The organism is [Clostridium] clostridioforme AGR2157 (genome assembly GCF_000424325.1).
GTDB classification, from domain to species: Bacteria; Bacillota; Clostridia; order Lachnospirales; family Lachnospiraceae; genus Enterocloster; species Enterocloster clostridioformis_A.
The window spans coordinates 1-16,968 of record NZ_AUJR01000039.1 but is presented as its reverse complement, the minus strand read 5'-3'; the positions used below and the strand labels follow the sequence as shown (position 1 = coordinate 16,968).

18 protein-coding genes and 2 pseudogenes are annotated in these 16,968 nt (G+C 47.6%); all 20 read left to right on the top strand.

The window, feature by feature from the left end:
• Window positions 1-391 precede the first annotated feature (391 nt).
• On the top strand, window positions 392-1,552 hold the full coding sequence (gene metK, locus G614_RS0116415; protein ID WP_027642822.1) for a methionine adenosyltransferase: 1,161 nt from the start codon (window positions 392-394) through the stop codon (window positions 1,550-1,552).
• Entirely contained in the window at window positions 1,552-2,523 is a 972-nt protein-coding gene (locus G614_RS0116410; protein WP_027642821.1) for a DUF3991 and TOPRIM domain-containing protein, read from the top strand. Before metK ends, G614_RS0116410 begins: the two co-directional genes overlap by 1 nt.
• Window positions 2,524-2,528: 5 nt before the next feature.
• Window positions 2,529-3,338, top strand: a complete 810-nt coding sequence (locus G614_RS27720; protein WP_044918012.1) for a hypothetical protein — start codon at window positions 2,529-2,531, stop codon at window positions 3,336-3,338.
• A gap of 18 nt (window positions 3,339-3,356) precedes the next feature.
• The gene (locus tag G614_RS0116400; protein WP_027642820.1) at window positions 3,357-4,163 is read left to right on the top strand and encodes a DNA-methyltransferase; all 807 of its coding nucleotides are present in this window, start codon (window positions 3,357-3,359) and stop codon (window positions 4,161-4,163) included.
• Between the two features lie 78 nt (window positions 4,164-4,241).
• A complete protein-coding gene (locus tag G614_RS0116395; RefSeq protein ID WP_027642819.1) occupies window positions 4,242-4,607 on the top strand; it encodes a hypothetical protein in 366 nt (121 codons plus the stop codon).
• Window positions 4,608-4,618: 11 nt separating this feature from the next.
• Window positions 4,619-4,945 (top strand): hypothetical protein, encoded by a 327-nt coding sequence (locus G614_RS0116390; RefSeq protein ID WP_027642818.1) that lies wholly within the window; start codon window positions 4,619-4,621, stop codon window positions 4,943-4,945.
• Between the two features lie 124 nt (window positions 4,946-5,069).
• A complete protein-coding gene (locus G614_RS29310; RefSeq protein ID WP_049948070.1) occupies window positions 5,070-5,453 on the top strand; it encodes a DUF3789 domain-containing protein in 384 nt (127 codons plus the stop codon).
• 149 nt (window positions 5,454-5,602) lie between these two features.
• Window positions 5,603-6,541 carry a hypothetical protein gene (locus G614_RS0116375; RefSeq protein ID WP_049948071.1) on the top strand — a complete coding sequence of 313 codons (939 nt, stop codon included), beginning with the start codon at window positions 5,603-5,605 and terminating at the stop codon, window positions 6,539-6,541.
• A gap of 213 nt (window positions 6,542-6,754) precedes the next feature.
• Window positions 6,755-7,207, top strand: a complete 453-nt coding sequence (locus G614_RS29305) for a DUF6329 domain-containing protein (protein ID WP_049948069.1) — start codon at window positions 6,755-6,757, stop codon at window positions 7,205-7,207.
• 4 nt (window positions 7,208-7,211) lie between these two features.
• A complete protein-coding gene (locus G614_RS0116360) occupies window positions 7,212-7,520 on the top strand; it encodes a plasmid mobilization protein (RefSeq protein ID WP_027642815.1) in 309 nt (102 codons plus the stop codon).
• A gap of 6 nt (window positions 7,521-7,526) precedes the next feature.
• Complete coding sequence (locus G614_RS0116355; RefSeq protein WP_027642814.1) at window positions 7,527-8,828, top strand: relaxase/mobilization nuclease domain-containing protein; 1,302 nt, start codon at window positions 7,527-7,529, stop codon at window positions 8,826-8,828.
• A 5-nt stretch (window positions 8,829-8,833) separates the two neighbouring features.
• A complete protein-coding gene (locus G614_RS0116350) occupies window positions 8,834-9,646 on the top strand; it encodes a PcfB family protein (protein WP_027642813.1) in 813 nt (270 codons plus the stop codon).
• 5 nt (window positions 9,647-9,651) lie between these two features.
• The gene (locus G614_RS0116345) at window positions 9,652-10,593 is read left to right on the top strand and encodes an ArdC family protein (protein WP_027642812.1); all 942 of its coding nucleotides are present in this window, start codon (window positions 9,652-9,654) and stop codon (window positions 10,591-10,593) included.
• A gap of 128 nt (window positions 10,594-10,721) precedes the next feature.
• A complete protein-coding gene (locus G614_RS0116340; RefSeq protein WP_027642811.1) occupies window positions 10,722-11,030 on the top strand; it encodes a hypothetical protein in 309 nt (102 codons plus the stop codon).
• 47 nt (window positions 11,031-11,077) lie between these two features.
• Window positions 11,078-11,338, top strand: coding sequence for a DUF4314 domain-containing protein (locus tag G614_RS0116335; protein WP_027642810.1), 261 nt, complete (start codon window positions 11,078-11,080; stop codon window positions 11,336-11,338).
• A 41-nt stretch (window positions 11,339-11,379) separates the two neighbouring features.
• The gene (locus G614_RS0116330; RefSeq protein WP_330366933.1) at window positions 11,380-12,717 is read left to right on the top strand and encodes a VirD4-like conjugal transfer protein, CD1115 family; all 1,338 of its coding nucleotides are present in this window, start codon (window positions 11,380-11,382) and stop codon (window positions 12,715-12,717) included.
• Between the two features lie 561 nt (window positions 12,718-13,278).
• The gene (locus G614_RS0116325) at window positions 13,279-15,096 is read left to right on the top strand and encodes a reverse transcriptase/maturase family protein (protein ID WP_027642808.1); all 1,818 of its coding nucleotides are present in this window, start codon (window positions 13,279-13,281) and stop codon (window positions 15,094-15,096) included.
• Between the two features lie 107 nt (window positions 15,097-15,203).
• Window positions 15,204-15,498 (top strand): annotated as a pseudogene (locus G614_RS30160) (type IV secretory system conjugative DNA transfer family protein); the annotation flags it as partial.
• Between the two features lie 159 nt (window positions 15,499-15,657).
• Complete coding sequence (locus tag G614_RS0116315; protein ID WP_044918022.1) at window positions 15,658-16,029, top strand: hypothetical protein; 372 nt, start codon at window positions 15,658-15,660, stop codon at window positions 16,027-16,029.
• Between the two features lie 64 nt (window positions 16,030-16,093).
• Window positions 16,094-16,639 (top strand): annotated as a pseudogene (locus G614_RS27710) (hypothetical protein); the annotation flags it as partial.
• Between the last annotated feature and the right edge of the window lie 329 nt (window positions 16,640-16,968).

Below are 16,968 nucleotides of genomic sequence, written 5' to 3'. Positions count from 1 at the left end.
ATCGTGGCGGTTTGTGTGGTCTTGTAGTTCCGGGAAAGTGTTCAAAGGTGGGTGCTTTTCCAGCTCTTTGGGGACTTTCTGGAACGGTACCTGCCGGGAAGTGTTTGAAAGTACCCGAAAAGTGCAGGATGTGAGACAAGTTGCAGCTGGAAAGTGGCAATATGGAACGAAAAGTGTTCCGAGTTACAGGGATGCGCAGCGAAATGTGACATAGTGTAGTGCCAGGAAAGTGTTCAAAAGAATGTGCTTTTGCAACTATCTGGAGGTATCTACAATCTATTCAAAATTTATATCATCAGTAAATCAGTCAAATAAAGAAGAAATCAGGCAGGATGTGTTTCCGTAAAAAGGAAGATATCCTGCCTTTTTGCATGAAAGAGAGGAAATATATATGAGAAAATTTTATACAGCAGAGGCAGTAACCGAAGGACATCCGGACAAATTGTGTGACCAGATCGCAGATGCAATCTTGGATGTGTGTCTGAAACAGGATGAACAATCCAGAGTTGCTTGTGAAGTGCTTGCCACGAAGGGAACGATCATTGTGGCAGGGGAAATTACCAGTGCCTATGAACCGGATGTGTTTGCAGTAGTGCGAAAAGTATTGTCGGATGTGGGTTACTCTAGTGAAGAAATTGAAATGGATACCTTTGTCCATCGACAGAGTCCCGACATCGCAGGGGCAGTCGCATCCTCAAAAGAACGAAGGGAAGGAGTGTCTGACAATCAGATGGACTGGTTCCAAGGGGCAGGAGATCAGGGTGTGATGATTGGATATGCCTGTGATGAAACGAAACAACTCATGCCTATGCCTGTAGTGTTGGCAAACCGGATTGTCCGGGAATTATCTGCCTGCCGACAAAGCTCTTATATTCAAGGGATTCTACCAGATGGCAAGGCCCAGGTGACCGTAGAGTATGAAAACGGGAAACCTGTCCGACTGGATAGTGTGGTAGTGTCCTGTCAGCATACGGAAGAAAAAGATTTGAAAAGGCTGGAGGCAGAGATCCGAAAAAAGGTGTTGCTGCCGGCTATTCGTCCTCTGCCACCGGATGAGGAAACCAAGATTTATATCAATCCATCGGGGCGTTTTGTCTGTGGAGGATTAGACGCGGATACGGGACTGACTGGAAGGAAGCTGATGGTAGACAGTTATGGGAGCATGGTTCCTCATGGCGGCGGTGCATTTTCCGGGAAAGATTGTTCAAAGGTGGATCGTTCTGGATCTTATATGGCCAGATATATTGCTAAGAATATCGTAGCTGCGGGGCTTGCCAGCAAGTGTCAGGTGTCTTTGGCTTATGCAATTGGAGTGGCACAGCCAGTCATGGTACAGGTGGACACGTTTGGTACGGGAAAAGTGTGTGCCGATGATTGTCTGGAGCTGGCAATCCCTCTGGTGTTTGGGCTGACTCCAAAGCAGATCGTGGATACGCTGCGTCTTACCCGTCCGATTTTCCGACAGACTGCAGCCTTTGGGCATTTCGGGAGAAAAGAGTTTCCGTGGGAGCGTACCGATAAAGCAGAGGCTCTTCGCAATGCGGTGATCTGATGGCTTGGGTTACCGAAGAAGAATATCAGGTAGCCAAGCAGGTGAGAGCCTATGAGTATCTGCAGACATATCAGCCGGGGAGACTGAAAAAAACACGGACAAGAAATGAATGGCAGCTTCAAGATCATGACAGTTTCAAAATCAATGAGATTACCAGTAAATGGCATTGGAAGTCCAGGGATATTGGTGGAATGTCTGCCTTGCGGTTTTTGATGCAGGTAGATGGCATGGAATATACAGAAGCAGTGAAAGCCTTGTGTGAGCAGACGACAGTGTATGTTTCAAGAGAAGAACCAGCACCCAAAAAGAAGCTTTTTTCTCTGCCAACACCCAATGACAGCTTTTACCGGGTGCGGAGATATTTGAACCAGCGGGGAATCCGGGATGATGTGTTGGATTACTGTCTGCAGATCGGAATCCTTTATGAGAGCGCCCCATACCATAACGCTGTTTTTGTTGGAACGGATGAGCAGGGGCAGGCAAAATATGCGTTCTTACGGGGAATCTATGACAACCGTGGAAAGAACTTCCGGATGGAACAGGAAGGCAGTGAAAAGCAATACAGCTTTTGTGTTCCACCTCTTGGGAATAGCTGTCGGGTGGCAGTATATGAAGCCTGCATTGACGCCCTTGCCCATATGACTCTGGAAGATGGACGAACCGATAAGTACCGTCTGTCTCTAGGGGGCATTGCAGCACCAAAAGAAGGAGCGGAACGATCAACGAAGAAGATGAAGCGCCCGGATGCATTGGAACATTTCCTAAAAGAGCATCCGGAGGTGACAGAAATTGAAATCTGCACCGATAACGATTTTGCCGGGCAATGGGCATGTGCGCAGTTAAAAGAGCAGTATGGGGAAACATATACGGTGGTCTGTAACCTACCACAGATGGAAGGTGCAGACTATGGAGACCTGGCAAAACAGGCATGGGAAAAACAGAGGAAACAGCGAAGGGAACGAGGGAGGTGAGGTAAATGGAAGATAGAATCAGAATAGAATTATTGACACCACTGACAGGAACTTTTATTCCTAATGAGATGGAACAGGATTGGGAAGAAGAGGGGTATAACGATTTTGAAGAAGAGCAGGTGTTTTTTGAAGGAGATGATTTAACGGAGTATGCCACTGCGATTCAGGAAAAGATTACAGAATACAGCCGTGTCGGACATGACGATGATAAGACTGATAATTTGATGGATTACTTTGATGGAAGTGCTGCCATTAAAGAAAAGGTAGTGTCTGCAGTTCCATCGGTGAAAGAATCGGATGGTGTGTTATATGGCTGTACAACCTTAGAACTGAAGGAGTATCTGGAAACGGAAGAATTATCGGAACTGTGTGAATATCTCACCGGACAGTACAGTGATGGCTGGGGAGAAGGATTTGAACAGCAGGAAATTCAGGTCGATGGTGGAGAACTCTACGTCCATTTCTGGCAGCCGAAAGACTATCTTTTTGAACAGGTCAAGCCGGAGATCCAGAAGAATCAAGAACCGGAAAAGAAAAGACCGAAGATGGAGCTTTTAGGAAGAGATGGAAATGTGTTTATCATTTTAGGAGCTGCGGCAGGTTTGTTGATTAAAGAAGGGATGGATCAGCAGGCAAATGAAATGTATAAACGGGTGATGCAGTCCGGTAATTATTATCAGGCTTTGCATATCATCAGTGAATATGTGGAAACCGAATTGAGTGTATCAGATGAAAAATCGCAGGCAAGAAAATCGCAGCTTTTGGAATGTATTCAGAAAAATAAAAAGAAAAGTAAAAAACAGCCACAGCGCTGATAAGAAAGGATGATGCCTATGGAAAATACCCTGCAATTAGGGAACTTGTTGAAAGAAGGAACGTACCCGGAGGAATATACCGGAGGGGAGAAGTGGACAATTCTGCATGGAGATACGCTGAAACTGGTGAAAGCATTCCAGCCGGGAATTTTTGATGCAGTGATCACCGATCCGCCTTATGCGTCCGGAGGAACGAAGCAGAATGAAAGAAACCGTACCACCAATCAGAAGTACAGCAGTATGAAAGCGGAGAATGCCCTGCCGGATTTTGATGGGGATAACAAGGACCAGCGTTCCTGGACCCATTGGATGGCAGAGTGGCTTTACGATGTGCGGAAAGCCTGCAAAGTCGGTGCGCCGATCTGTTTGTTTATTGACTGGAGACAGTATCCCTCCATTACAGATGCCCTCCAGTGGGCAGGCTGGATCTGGAGAGGAACTGCGGTGTGGGATAAGGGAAACTCCCGTCCGCAGAAAGGGCGTTTCCGCCAGCAGGCTGAATATATTGTGTGGGGCAGCAACGGCCCCATGCCCATCAGCCGTCCGGTGTCTTGTCTTCCCGGTGTATTCCGTTATGGAAATCCCCAAAACCGTATCCATGTGACAGAGAAACCGTTACAGCTGATGAAAGACGTGATCCAGATCTGTGAGCCGGGCGGCAGGATCTTAGATCCCTTTGCCGGAGCCGGAACGACTGTCCTTGCAGCCGTAGAGGAAGGCTATGAGGCAGTAGGTATCGAGGTGACAGACGCCTATTATAAGCTGGGCAGTGACCGGGTGAAGTTTGCATTGGAAGCAAAGGAAACAGAAGAGAACGGGAAATAGCAAGGGCATCCACATGGATGTCCAACTTTCTTTCTGAAGAAGAAATGTGCATCCACGTGGATGCAGGAAAGGGGGCTTATGGACAGAGTCTATGATGTGACTATCCGGGAAGTGCGTGAAAAAACCGTTGCGGTGAAAGCATCCAGCAAAGAAGAAGCAGAAAAAGGATGCCGTATGTATGGCCCCGGTACCAGCGAATATGACATTCAGTTTGTGCAGTATGAAGCCGTGGAACGGAAACAGGAAAAGACATTTGAGATTGAAATCCGAAAAAGTTATACTATCCGCAAATCCATCTCTGCACATTCCAGGGAAGAAGCGGTAGAACGGGCAGAGATTCTGTATGAGGACGGTGGCTTTGATGGGGAATTTGATGAACGCACGATGGATGTGAACTTTGAAGTGATAACAGAGAAAGCCAAGAAAAAGGAACAGGTACGATAGGAGGTGAGGCGATGGAACAGGCGATGGCATATGTGTGCTGTCCGGCAGAAGAAAGCAGAGTAAAGGTGCAGCGATATTGCCGGAAGATTTATGAACTGGGTTATGTTCCCATTTGTCCGAGATTTGGATTTCTGCCTTTCTTAGAGGAAGGGGAAGCAGAGGATCAGCAGGCATATAACCGGATGTCCCACTTGATCTTAAAGAGGTGTCGGATGGTGGTGGTCTGTGGAAAAGAGGTCACCGGAACGATGAATACAGACATCAGTAATGCAGACCGATTGCATATCATCTGCACCACATTGGATGGATTGATCAAAATCAAAGAAAAGGCATCATAATCGAACCTGCATGGGGGAGTCGATGGAAATCGGTGGAACTGGTTTTGCAAGCATAGCGTTTGGATATCCAAACGCACTTTGGGGAGAACCCCAAACCCCCGTGAACGAAAGGAGAATGAAGAAAATGGGAATGATTGGTGTATTTGTAGGAGCCATGGTGGGCGGTTGTTTTGGAGTTGTTGTCACCTGCCTTGCGGTTGCCGCAAAAAGAGCGGATGAGCAGGATGGCATTTATGAGCCGGGAGATAAGCGGGCGCGGGATACTGCCCTGCCGAAAACAGACGGCAGGACGATCCGCTTTACCGATCCGGAGGGCGTCCTATTGTTTACCATTCCCGATGGGGACTGCGTAACTCTTATGTATGGTGACGGAGAAACCGTGGCAGGAGTGTGCCGCTATCTGGATCAGGACCATGCCGAGATCAATGGCGTGAGGTGGCGGATGACAGAATTTGCCCTTCAGATGCAGATAAGGGGGATCCTGTTTTCTCCGGCCATAACCAAATGAACAGAAAGAAGGTGTGCCATGAAGAAAAAGATAATCATAGGAATGATCGCAGCCGGCCTTGTGGCTGGTTTTATTTTTTGGAAAAAGGAGACGCATAATTGGCAGTAGGACAGGAAATTCAGGTGATCTATTACCCAATCCGTGAAAATATGGCGCGCAGGGCAAAAGAGATGAACAGTTTTTCTGGCTATATAGAAGGAACCGCTACGGCAGAATATCGGCGGTGCGTGGATCAGGCGGTGGAAGCTGGAAAACACCAGAAAGAAAAAGTCGATCCGATTTACCATGGAAAAATAGATGCGCTTGTGGATACTTATGCCAGAAAGCTGGCAGATAACATGAACCGCAGATTTGAGATCGATGCCCGTGTTCCGTCTGTCATGGTTGCCGGCCCTGCAAATTTCCCCGCAGGAAAAAAAGAAAAGCAGAACGCAGCCGGCAATCAGAACATGGAAGAATGGCGGCAGGTGCAGGGCATTCTGGATAAGATCAAGAGTACGGGCATGGGAGGCATCCGTGCAGACCATCCCCATGCGGTTGAACAGTTAGAGCAGAAGCTGAAGGGGCTGGAGCAGTCCCAACAGACGATGAAAGAGGTAAATGCATATTACCGAAAGCACAAGACGCTGGATGGATGTACAGCACTCAGTGCGGCGGAGATAGAAAAACTCAAGGCATCGATGGCACAGCCCTGGCATTTGGGAGATAAGCCGTTCGCATCTTATGTTTTGTCAAATAACAGTGCCGAGATCCGGCGCATTCGATCACGCATTGCAGAGCTGAAAGAATATGCGGAAACGGGATTCCGGGGATGGGAGTTTGCTGGGGGAAAGGCTGTGGCGAATCAGGAGATGAACCGCCTGCAGCTTATTTTTGAAGAAAAGCCGTCTGCTGAGGAACGGCAGATACTTCGCAGAAATGGGTTCAAATGGGCGCCAAGCGCCAGTGCATGGCAGAGACAGCTAAACCAGCAGGCAATCGCAGCCGCTGGCAGGATTGATTTTATCAGGCCGCTCTCAGGAGAGCATCCCCGCGACCTGCAGCCGAAAGCCAAGCAGAGTCCGGGCAGAGACGAGACGGTGCGGTAATACAGCAGATAGAGAGAAGAATGGGGTGAAGATTATAAATGGATTTAAATAAAAGACAGACCGGGCGGTTCATGGGAAACGAAGTTATTTTCATTCCGCCCGGAATTTAATTTGGAAAGAAGGTGTGCCATGAAAAAGAAAGTGATTGCAGGAACCATCGTTGTATCGCTGCTTGCTGCCCTCATAATTCTGAAGAAGAAAGGGGAAATGTAAGTGGAAGATGCAAAAAAGAATGATACCGCAGAATTCGTAAGGAAACCCATAAACATGCGTGATTTGAAAGAACAATATTATGGGAGTTTCCGCCGTGGCTTTGAAGTAGAAAAAATTGCGGAGCTTTCCAGGGAACAATTTGAAAGATTCTCTGGTGAACTGTATGGGTATTATCGGTTTTTATATGATAACCGGGATGTCATGTACACGGAGCCGGGAGATCGGAACATGCATTGTATCCTTGTGACGACTTCCGAGTATAGGGAAGGGATTCTGGTAGAGGCGGAAGGATATGCGTATCCAAGATATGCGGCATTCGTCCCTGACTGCCGGAAGATCGAACTTGCCGGAAAAGAGGTGCTGGCGCAGGCAGACATGTCCTCAACACTGCCAATGGAATACTTTCAGGCAGCCGGAGCGAAAAAGAAGAATGAAAGAACGGAAAGCAGGTGAAAGGATGAGAAAACGAAATCATGTGATACCTGTCCGCCTCAATGCAAAGGAGCTGCGCCTGCTGGATGAGCAGGTAAAGCGGAGCGGGCTGTCCAGGGAAGAATTCCTCCGTTCACTGATCGTGGGGGCAGAGGTGCGGGCAAAACCCTGTGAGCATCATGCGGATCTGCTCCGGAAGGTGGCAGGGCTGTGCAACAATGCCAACCAGTTGGCCCATGTGGCCAATGCTGCCGGCCGTGCGGAAACGGAGAGTGTCCGGGAAATGCTGCGGATTTCAAAAGAAGTATGGCAGATCGTGAAAGAGGAATGGTAATGCCTTATGGCATATACCAGCATCATACCTGTCCACCGTCTGGATAATTCCATTAACTATATCAAAGATAAGGAAAAGACCACAAAGCCTGCGGCATCGGCTGGATCGCTGGAGGAAGCCATCGATTATGCCCTGAACCGGGATAAAACAGAAACCATGGTATTTGAAGATGCCATCGGCTGTACCTGTGAGGATGCGTTTGCGGATATGCTTGCAACTAAGCGCAGGTTCCATAAAGTGGATGGCGTACAAGGGTATCACCTGATCCAGAGCTTTGCGGCCGGAGAGGTATCGCCGGAACTTGCGCATCTGATCGGTCTGGAACTGGCAGAGCAGTTGCTGAAAGGGAAATATGAGGTAGTGGTTACCACGCATCTGAATACCAGCCATTACCATAACCATCTGGTGTTTAATTCCGTCAGCATGGAAGATGGAAGGAAATACCACAGCAACAGCCGGAGCTATTATGAGGATGTGCGGAGGATATCCGATGGATTGTGCAAAAAATATGGCCTGTCCATTATCCAGCCGGGAGGCGGCAAAGGGAAGGCTTATGCTGAATGGCAGGCGGAGCAGGACGGGAAACCAACCTGGAGGACCGCCATCCGTATGGATATTAGAGAAACTGTGGCAGAGAGCTTTAGCTGGCGGCAGTTTATCAGCATGATGGAAAAGAAGGGATATTCCTTTAAATTGAACCGGAAATATATTGCCCTGCGCGCTCCAGGCATGGAGCGGTATGTGAGGCTGAAAAGCCTTGGAAAGAATTATACCGAGGAAGCCATCCGGGGATGGATCTTACAGCCCAAACTTCCCCAAGGGCAACAGGCTGGAAAAGGAAATCCCGCAAAGCGGAAAAAGCTTCACGGGCTGCAGGCCCTTTATTATTCTTATCTTTACCAGATGGGGGTTCTCAAGCGGAAACCAAAGCGTGTCCCTTATGTGGTGCGGCAGGATATCCGGCGTCTGGATGAACGGATCGCCCAGATGGAATTTTTGCAGAAACATGGGATCACGACCAGGGAAGAATTAGAAGACTATCGGAAACCGCTGGAACAGCAGGTTCTGGCCCTTACGAAAGAACGCCATCGTCTGTACCGGGCAGAACCGGAGTCTGTGCGGATCCAGGAGATCACAGGCACGCTGAAGCCGCTGCGGAAAGATATCCGCATGTGTGTAAAGATCGAACAGCACTCACTGGAAATTGAGCAGAGGATGAGGGAACTGGAGAAACAATCGGAGCATGAAAAACAAGAATCCTGCGAACAGGCAGGAAAAGAACATCAGGAACAGAGAGAAGGGAGGTGAGAGCCATGAATTTTGGTGGAGATGCGGCAGACCAGGTCGTGCGTTACTCTCTGGAAGGGATCGATTACAGCCTGCGCTTATCCGGCACGCTTGCAAAAAATCTTGCTGTATTTTTTGCGGCAGTGTTAAAGGACCAGAAGAAAACTTATGGTAAGACTCGCATGGTGCGGATGTTGAAGGAGAACCGTCCATTGAAATTTTTTACCGTGCCGTCTGACCGTTTAAAAGAATTCGCCCGTGAGGGAAAGAAAAGAGGCCTGTTATATGTTGTCATCCGAGACAGGAAGAATCCGTCCCAGTGTGAGATTATGGTGTTTGCGGATGATGCCGCCAAGGTCAACCGTGTCATGGATAAAATGAATCTTGACTTCTTAAAATCTGAAAGCGGTGAAGCTGTTCAGGAAGTGGCAATGGAAGCAGATCGGAACCAGGAAATGCCAGAGGCCCCGACTGAGACCGTGGAGATGCCGGAGGGCGAGATCCAGTTTGAACTTGGGGATATGGAGCAGGATTTTGGGTTTGAGGAACCAGCGCCGGATATGGAAAATTTTATGCAGGCGCAGGAAGAAAGGAATCCGTCCGAACCTTCCTCGCGCAGCAAAGATATTTCTACCGGGCAGGAAAAGTCTGAACAGGATTTATTAAATGCGCCGGAAAAGACAGAAGGAAAGGAGAAACCGTCTGTCCGCGCGGAATTGGACCAGATCAAACAGGAAAAGCAGGAGTCTGCAAAAAAGAAAGAAAACAGCAAAAACCGCAGACAGAACCGCTCGGCTGGCAGGAAAAAGAGAAAAAAAGCAAAAACGAAGGGAAGGTGATATAAATGGATTTATCAAAATATTTATCGGGAGGGGAGCCGCCTGTAACAGAGGAACAGCCCCGTATGAGCAAAGAGGAATATGCCGCCTTAAAGAAGCAGGAGCGCGAAGAAGTATGGGCAGAGATTGACGCAAAGGCCCAGGATGTGTTTAAGGACGGGGATTCCTTAAAAGGATTCCTTGATTTTATGGCACAGTGCAAACCTCAGAAAACGCCAAACCTGCTTCTGCTCTACAGCCAGAATCCGGAGATCCGGCAGGTCATGACATTTGAGAAAGTGAAAGAGGAAGGTTATTCCCTGCGTGCGGGAGTGCATGGATACCGTTTTCTGGTCACGCAGGATTATGAAAAAGACGGCGTGACTATGCAGGGGACAAATATCGGAAAAGCATATGATATCAGCCAGATCCGCATGAAGCCGCCAGTCCCGCCGGAGCCGAAAGATATGGAAACGCTCATGGGAGCGCTTTTGACAAACCCGGATGTGCCGATCCGTATTGCGGACAATCTGCCGGAGGGAGTGCAGGCGCAATATATCCCAAGACAGCGTACCATTTATGTGAGGAATGGAATGAGTGAAGTGACTACATTCCATGCCATCAACCGGGAACTGGCCTGCGCCGTCATGGATGCCCATGACGGCAGCTATGCCCGCCAGAAGGTATCGCCCAAAGCGTTCTGCACCACTTATATAGTTGCACAGAAATACGGTGTGGATACTTCCGGCTTCCGTTTTGATAAGGTGTGTGAGATGCAGGGCAACGGCGATAAGGATCCCAAGGAGCTTCGTGCCTTTATCGGGGATATCCGTAATGCCGCTTATGGCATCAGCAACCATTTGAACCGCAACCTCGGAGAGCAGGAACAGGAATTTGTTGCAGATGAGTTTGCCGTTTCTGATGGAAAAGTAAAATCAGGGAAAGAGAAAAAACAGCCGGAACGCTGATAAACAGGCACTTTGCCGTTGGAAAAAAGGCGTCCGGAAAAGTGCTTTTTTTGGGGAAAAGTAAGTAGCTTTCTGCTGGTGAGTGTGGTATGTTGTGGTCAGGAAGAATAAAAAAAGGAGGCCGGAGGATGGAAAAGAGACGATGTGTAAAAACAGATGAGATTACCGTCAATATGCTGGTGCATGCACTGCGGGATGTGTTCCGGGAAGAAAAAGAAGCGGGCGCATCCACAAAAGAGACGGGGGATCTTATCCTGCGGCTGGCCGGCCACAAGGATAAGAAACTCTATCTGACAGAAGGAGAACATAAAAAAGCGGTACAGGCTTTAAATGGGCTCAGAGATACTTATATTGAGAATGGAAGATATACCGATGGGATCGATACGGTTTTAATGCGTATCATGAACGCAAGGTACAGGACCTATCGGACACGGTAACGGACAGGCGGGATGCCTGTCTTTTTTGATCGGAAAGGAGGAATGCCATGAATGAATGGGAAAGACTGAGCAGGCAGGCGCAAGGCATTAAGCAAAGGTATCCTAAAGGGACAAAAGTCCGCCTGGGCTGCATGGATGGAGAAAAGGGAATGCCGCCCGGACTTTTAGGGACGGTATCTTTTGTGGATGACATCGGCCAGATCCATGTGAATTGGGAAAATGGAAGATCACTGGCATTAAATACGGAAGTGGATAGTTTCCAAGTAGTAAGCCGGCCGAAGAAAGAACGGGGTGAACCTTCCCGGTAAGTAAAAGCGGCAAGTCAGAGTGGATTGTCTGGCTTGCCGCTTTGCCGTTTGTATGGTGGGCGGCGGCATTGATCGCAGATGCCATCATCCCCGGAGGGAACCTTTTTGAGATGATGGAAGCCCTGACGGAGAAGCTGAATCATCCCCTGGCGCTGCACTATACGGAATATACCATGAAGTCCATCCTGATCTGCACCCTTTTGTATGCCTTTGGAATCGGCATCTATTATGCCAACCGGAGGAATTACCGCAGGGGTGAGGAACACGGGTCGGCCAAATGGGGGAGTGCCGCCCAGTTGTGTAAAAAGTACCAGGAGAAGCCTTATGCCGACAATATCCTGTTTACACAAAATTTCCGCATGGGGCTTGACTGTTACCGCCATAAAAGGAACTTGAACGTCCTTGTCGTGGGCGGCAGCGGAGCGGGAAAATCCAGGACATACGCTTTACCGAATATACTCCAGGGGAATTGCTCTCTGGTAATTACAGATCCAAAAGGGGAACTTCTTAGGAAAACAGGCGGATTTTTGGAGAAGGCCGGATATGAGGTGAGGGTATTTGACCTGATCAATCCGGATACCTCTTTCGGTTATAATCCGTTTGAATATGTGAAGGATGATAAGGATGTGCTGAAACTCATCACAAACCTGATCCGGAATACGACACCCAAGGGGGCGCAGTCCTCGGATCCGTTTTGGGAGAAAAGCGAGACTGCGCTTCTTCAGGCACTCATGCTGTACCTTCTGCATGAAGCCCCGCCGGAGGAACAGAACTTTGCCATGATTATGGAGATGCTATCATCTGCCCAGGTAAAGGAAGATGATGAAGATTACGAGTCACCGCTGGATATCCTGTTTGAGCGTTTGGAAATGCGCGATCCGGAAAATATTGCCGTGAAGCAATATCATATTTACAAACAGGCTGCAGGAAAGACAGCAAAGTCGATCCTGATTTCCGTAGGTGTCCGATTGGCGGCGTTTAACCTGCCGCAGATCGCAAATTTAACTTGCCATGATGAACTGGACCTTGCCAGCATGGGAGAAAAAAAGGTGGCGCTTTTCTGCTGTATCCCGGACGCGGATACATCCCTTAATTATCTGGTGGGTATGATCTATACCCAACTTTTCCAAACACTTTATTATGTGGCTGACCGCAAATACGGGGGCAGGCTGCCGATTCCGGTAAACTGCATCATGGATGAGTGGCCGAATGTTGCCCTGCCGGATGATTTTGAAAAAATTTTGAGTACCTGCCGTTCACGTTCGATTTTCTGCAGCATTATCGTGCAGAATATGAGCCAGATCAAGGCACTTTTTAAGGACTCCTGGGAGAGCCTGGTGGGTAACTGTGTGCGCCCAGAAGTCGCCAGCGCATTATAAATTCGGCGGCGTGGTATTTATGGAATACTGCCTTTAGCAAGCAGTAGGTAAAAGTATCAAGTGACGAAAAATCACAACCTATTATTCTACAACTTATCCGAGAGGGGAAACCCGAAGGGGAGTGTAGCATGTTGTCGCTCTTGTCAATAGACGAGAGCCTGAATGATAAGGTACTAATCCTGTGTATCTGAAAATTCAAGAATAAAAATTCGTGTATGAGGTATAAAGCTAAACTGCCTGAACGATAGCCAGAGTGGGGGAATCCGCACTCCGCATACGAAAAGGATTGAAACGTATGCCATTCCATGTTGGTTTCATTTCGCAGTTATGAAAGCAAGCGATACTCATGGAAGGACAACCGCAAGACAGCGGGTAAATGGCGAAAGTCGGTGCCGACAACACGAAACGCTAATTCTATGAATACTAACTGGGGATGACCTAAACCCGGTAACGGGCATGGTCACACAGCTCCCATAGTAGTTCGAGACGTTAATGACGTTCACATGGCGAAGGGGAGCAGCTTATTTACTAATACGATATGAAAGGACGGTGCGAGAGGCATTGAGAAATCCAATCCAAGTATTAAGTAGTTTGACGGAAAAGTCAAAGAATGAACCTTACAGGTTTCAGAGATTATATCGGAATCTGTACAATCCAGAGTTCTACTGGCTTGCATATAAAAACATATATGCAAACACAGGCAGTATGACTGCCGGTGCAGATGGAACTACCATTGATGGCATGAGTGACGAAAGAATCCAAAGGATTATTGAATCCATGCGAGATAAAAGTTACCTGCCAAAACCTGCACGCAGGGAATATATTGCTAAGAAAAAAAGCAATAAAAAGCGCCCGTTGGGAATCCAGTCGGGCAATGACAAACTGGTGCAGGAAGTAGTGAAAATGATTTTAGAAAGCATTTATGAGCCTGTGTTTAAGAAAACATCTCATGGGTTCAGACCAAACAAAAGCTGTCAGACAGCATTATACCAGATTCAGAAAACCTTTACGGGAACGAACTGGTTTGTTGAGGGTGATATACACGCCTGCTTCGACAGTTTTAATCACCACACAATCATCAGATTGCTGAGAAAACGCATTGATGATGAAATGTTCCTACAACTTATCTGGAAATTCCTAAAAGCAGGATATATGGAGCAATGGACGTACAATCGGACATATAGCGGTGTACCGCAGGGGTCTGGTGTCAGTCCAGAGCTTGTGAACGTGTATCTCCATGAATTAGACAAATTTATGGAAGAATACGCACAGAAATATAACCGAGGAAAGAAGAAACAAATGAACTCCGACTACAATAAAGTTGTCAAAAAGGCATCCTATTACAGATGTATGGGCAAAAAGAAGTGGGCGGATTTATCTCCAGAAGAACGCTGGGAACGCAATAAGCATTTGAAAACGCTTGAAAAGCAAGCACGACAACTAACTCCTACCGAACCTTTAGATGAGACGTATAAACGGATTCAGTACACCCGTTACGCTGATGATTTTATTATTGGGGTAATTGGGAGCAAAGCGGACGCAGAACAGATTAAAGCTGATGTCGGCAGATTCCTCAGGGAAGAACTGGATTTGGAAATGTCCGAAACCAAAACTAAGGTTACACATACAGGAGACAGAGCCAGATTTTTAGGCTACGACATTACGGTATCCAGAAGTCAGGATTTAAAGAAATCCGCAGGAGGATACAAAATCAGGAGCAATGCAGGAGTGGTGAAACTACTTGTACCCAGAGAAAAATGGGTGGGAAAGTTACTGGAATATCATGCAATCAAAATCAAGATTAACGAAAATGGAAAAGAAAGATTTGTAGCCCTACACAGGGGAAAACTGGTAAACCAAAGCGATATAGAGATTCTGGCAAGATATAATGCGGAAGTTCGTGGACTTTATAACTACTATGCCATAGCAAATGATTCTTTTAAGATAGGCAGATTCGCCAATCTTATGAAGTACAGTATGTACAAGACATTTGCCTGTAAGTATAAAACAAATGTTCACGAAATCAAGCGCAGATATTGTGTTGGAGGACTGTTTACAATCGCATACGATACCAGAGCAGGAAGGAAAACTACAACCTTTTACAGAGACGGGTTTAAGCGAAAAGAATCAGCTACGAAGTTTGACAATGTAAGCGAACTTCCGCAGTTCTCAAAATACGCTAAAACCAACACTCTGAAACAGAGAGTGGAACGCCATACCTGTGAACTTTGTGGAAAGGATTGCAGAAATCTGGAAATCCATCAAGTAAAGAAACTAAAAGACTTAAAGGGCAATGCGGAGTGGGTACTCCTTATGCGCAAAAGGAGACGGAAAACTCTTGTGGTATGCCCCGAATGTCATAAACTGATTCATTCTTAATACCGCAAATATAATAAGCGGAAAGCCGTATACATCGAGAGGTGTACGTGCGGTTTGGGAGGGAGGGGATGCAAGTCCTGTAAAGGACAAGCTGAACCTTACCTCATGATGAGCTGTTATACCTTGGCGGCAATGAAAAAGAGACGCATAAGTATATCTCGGAACTGCTTGGAAAGGAAACCATCGATACCAACACGTATGGGCAGACGAAAGGACGGTCAGGAAGTTACTCTACAAATTTCCAGCAAAGCGGAAGGGAACTTCTCATGCCGGATGAAGTGCGTATGCTGGATAACCAGTACGCGCTTTTATTTGTCCGTGGGGAACGCGCCATGAAGGACAAAAAATATGATTTGATGAAACACCCCAATATCAGGCTGACAGAGGACGGAGGGGCAGAAGCGTATGACTATGCGAAAGCGCCGCTGGCCCATGATACCTTTGCGTTTGATGCGGGCAGATATGAAGATTATGAGCTGCTCTCTGATGAGGATATCATCGGAGGGCAGTTTCCTATTTAAGAATGGAGGGATGCCGATGAAATGTAATTTATTGAACCAGATGAAACTGAAAAAGGGCTGCATGGAGGAAAATGGCAGACAGGAGGTAAAAAAAGAAACCTCACCTATGCCGATGAGCAGGGTGCAGAAGAAGCTGTTTGCTGTTTATTCTGTGCTGATGTTTATCGGGAATGTGTGTACGACTTACGCTTATGCGGCAGGGGATCCCCTGTCTGTTGTAAATAACCTGTCGACTTTCATTTTTTCCCTGATCCGCGCCATTGGCCTGATCCTGTTGGGATTTGGTATCGTGCAGGTGGGCCTCAGCCTTAAGAGCCATGATCCGAGCCAGAGGGCGAACGGATTTTTGACACTGGCAGGCGGTATCATCATTACCTTCGCAAAAGAGATCCTCGACCTGATTATGGCGTAAGGATGCCAGCGGGCGGGCAGGAATACTGTCCGTCCCTTATCACACGAAGGAGGTGAGATAGGAAATGGAAAGCGATAACTGGATCGTGCAGAACCTACAATCTGCATTAAATACCTGGAATGACAAATTAAATGAAATCTGGACACTGCTGACACAGGATCCGGAATCCTTTAAAGGCGGGGCTATTTGGAGCGTGATGACAAATATCAATGGCGCCTTGAAAGCCATCGCTTTGGGGCTTTTGGTTTTATTTTTTGCCATGGGGATCATTAAGACCTGCGGCAGTTTTACAGAAATGAAAAAGCCGGAGCATGTGCTGAAAGCATTCATCCGTTTTGCATTGGCTCAGGGAGCCGTGGTATACGGCATGGACTTGATGAAAGCACTCTTTTCTATCATACAGGGCATTGTCACAACGATTTTAGCCAATGCAAGTATGTCTGGCGGGACAGTGTCACAGTTGCCAGCGGAGATCGTGGAAAAGGTGGAATCCGTAGGCATGCTGGATTCTATTCCGCTTTGGATCGTAACGCTGCTTGGCAGCCTGCTGATCACGGTATTGTCTTTTATTATGATCCTGACCGTTTATGGACGGATGTTCAAGCTGTATAGCGCGTCCAGAAGCGTCGCTTGTCATCCACAGGCGGTGCGTGGGCATTTTGGGAATCCGGCTTTGGCAAGCCGGTAAAGAAAAGTATCAAAGACGCTGAAAAAGCGTCGCTTTAGCGTCAGCCGGTTTACCCCGGAGGGAAACCATAAGGGGGACAATAGCGTACCGGAAACGTCGCAAGTTGGGGAAACCATCTACCCACGACTGAGCGGCAAGACGCAACATTGTGAACGAGGAACAAGGCTAAACTGCTTTAAGGGCAGTCCGAGGCGGGATACTCGACCCGGCGGTGTAGGATGGTTGTATTCGCCGTATGTCATAGCGGAATG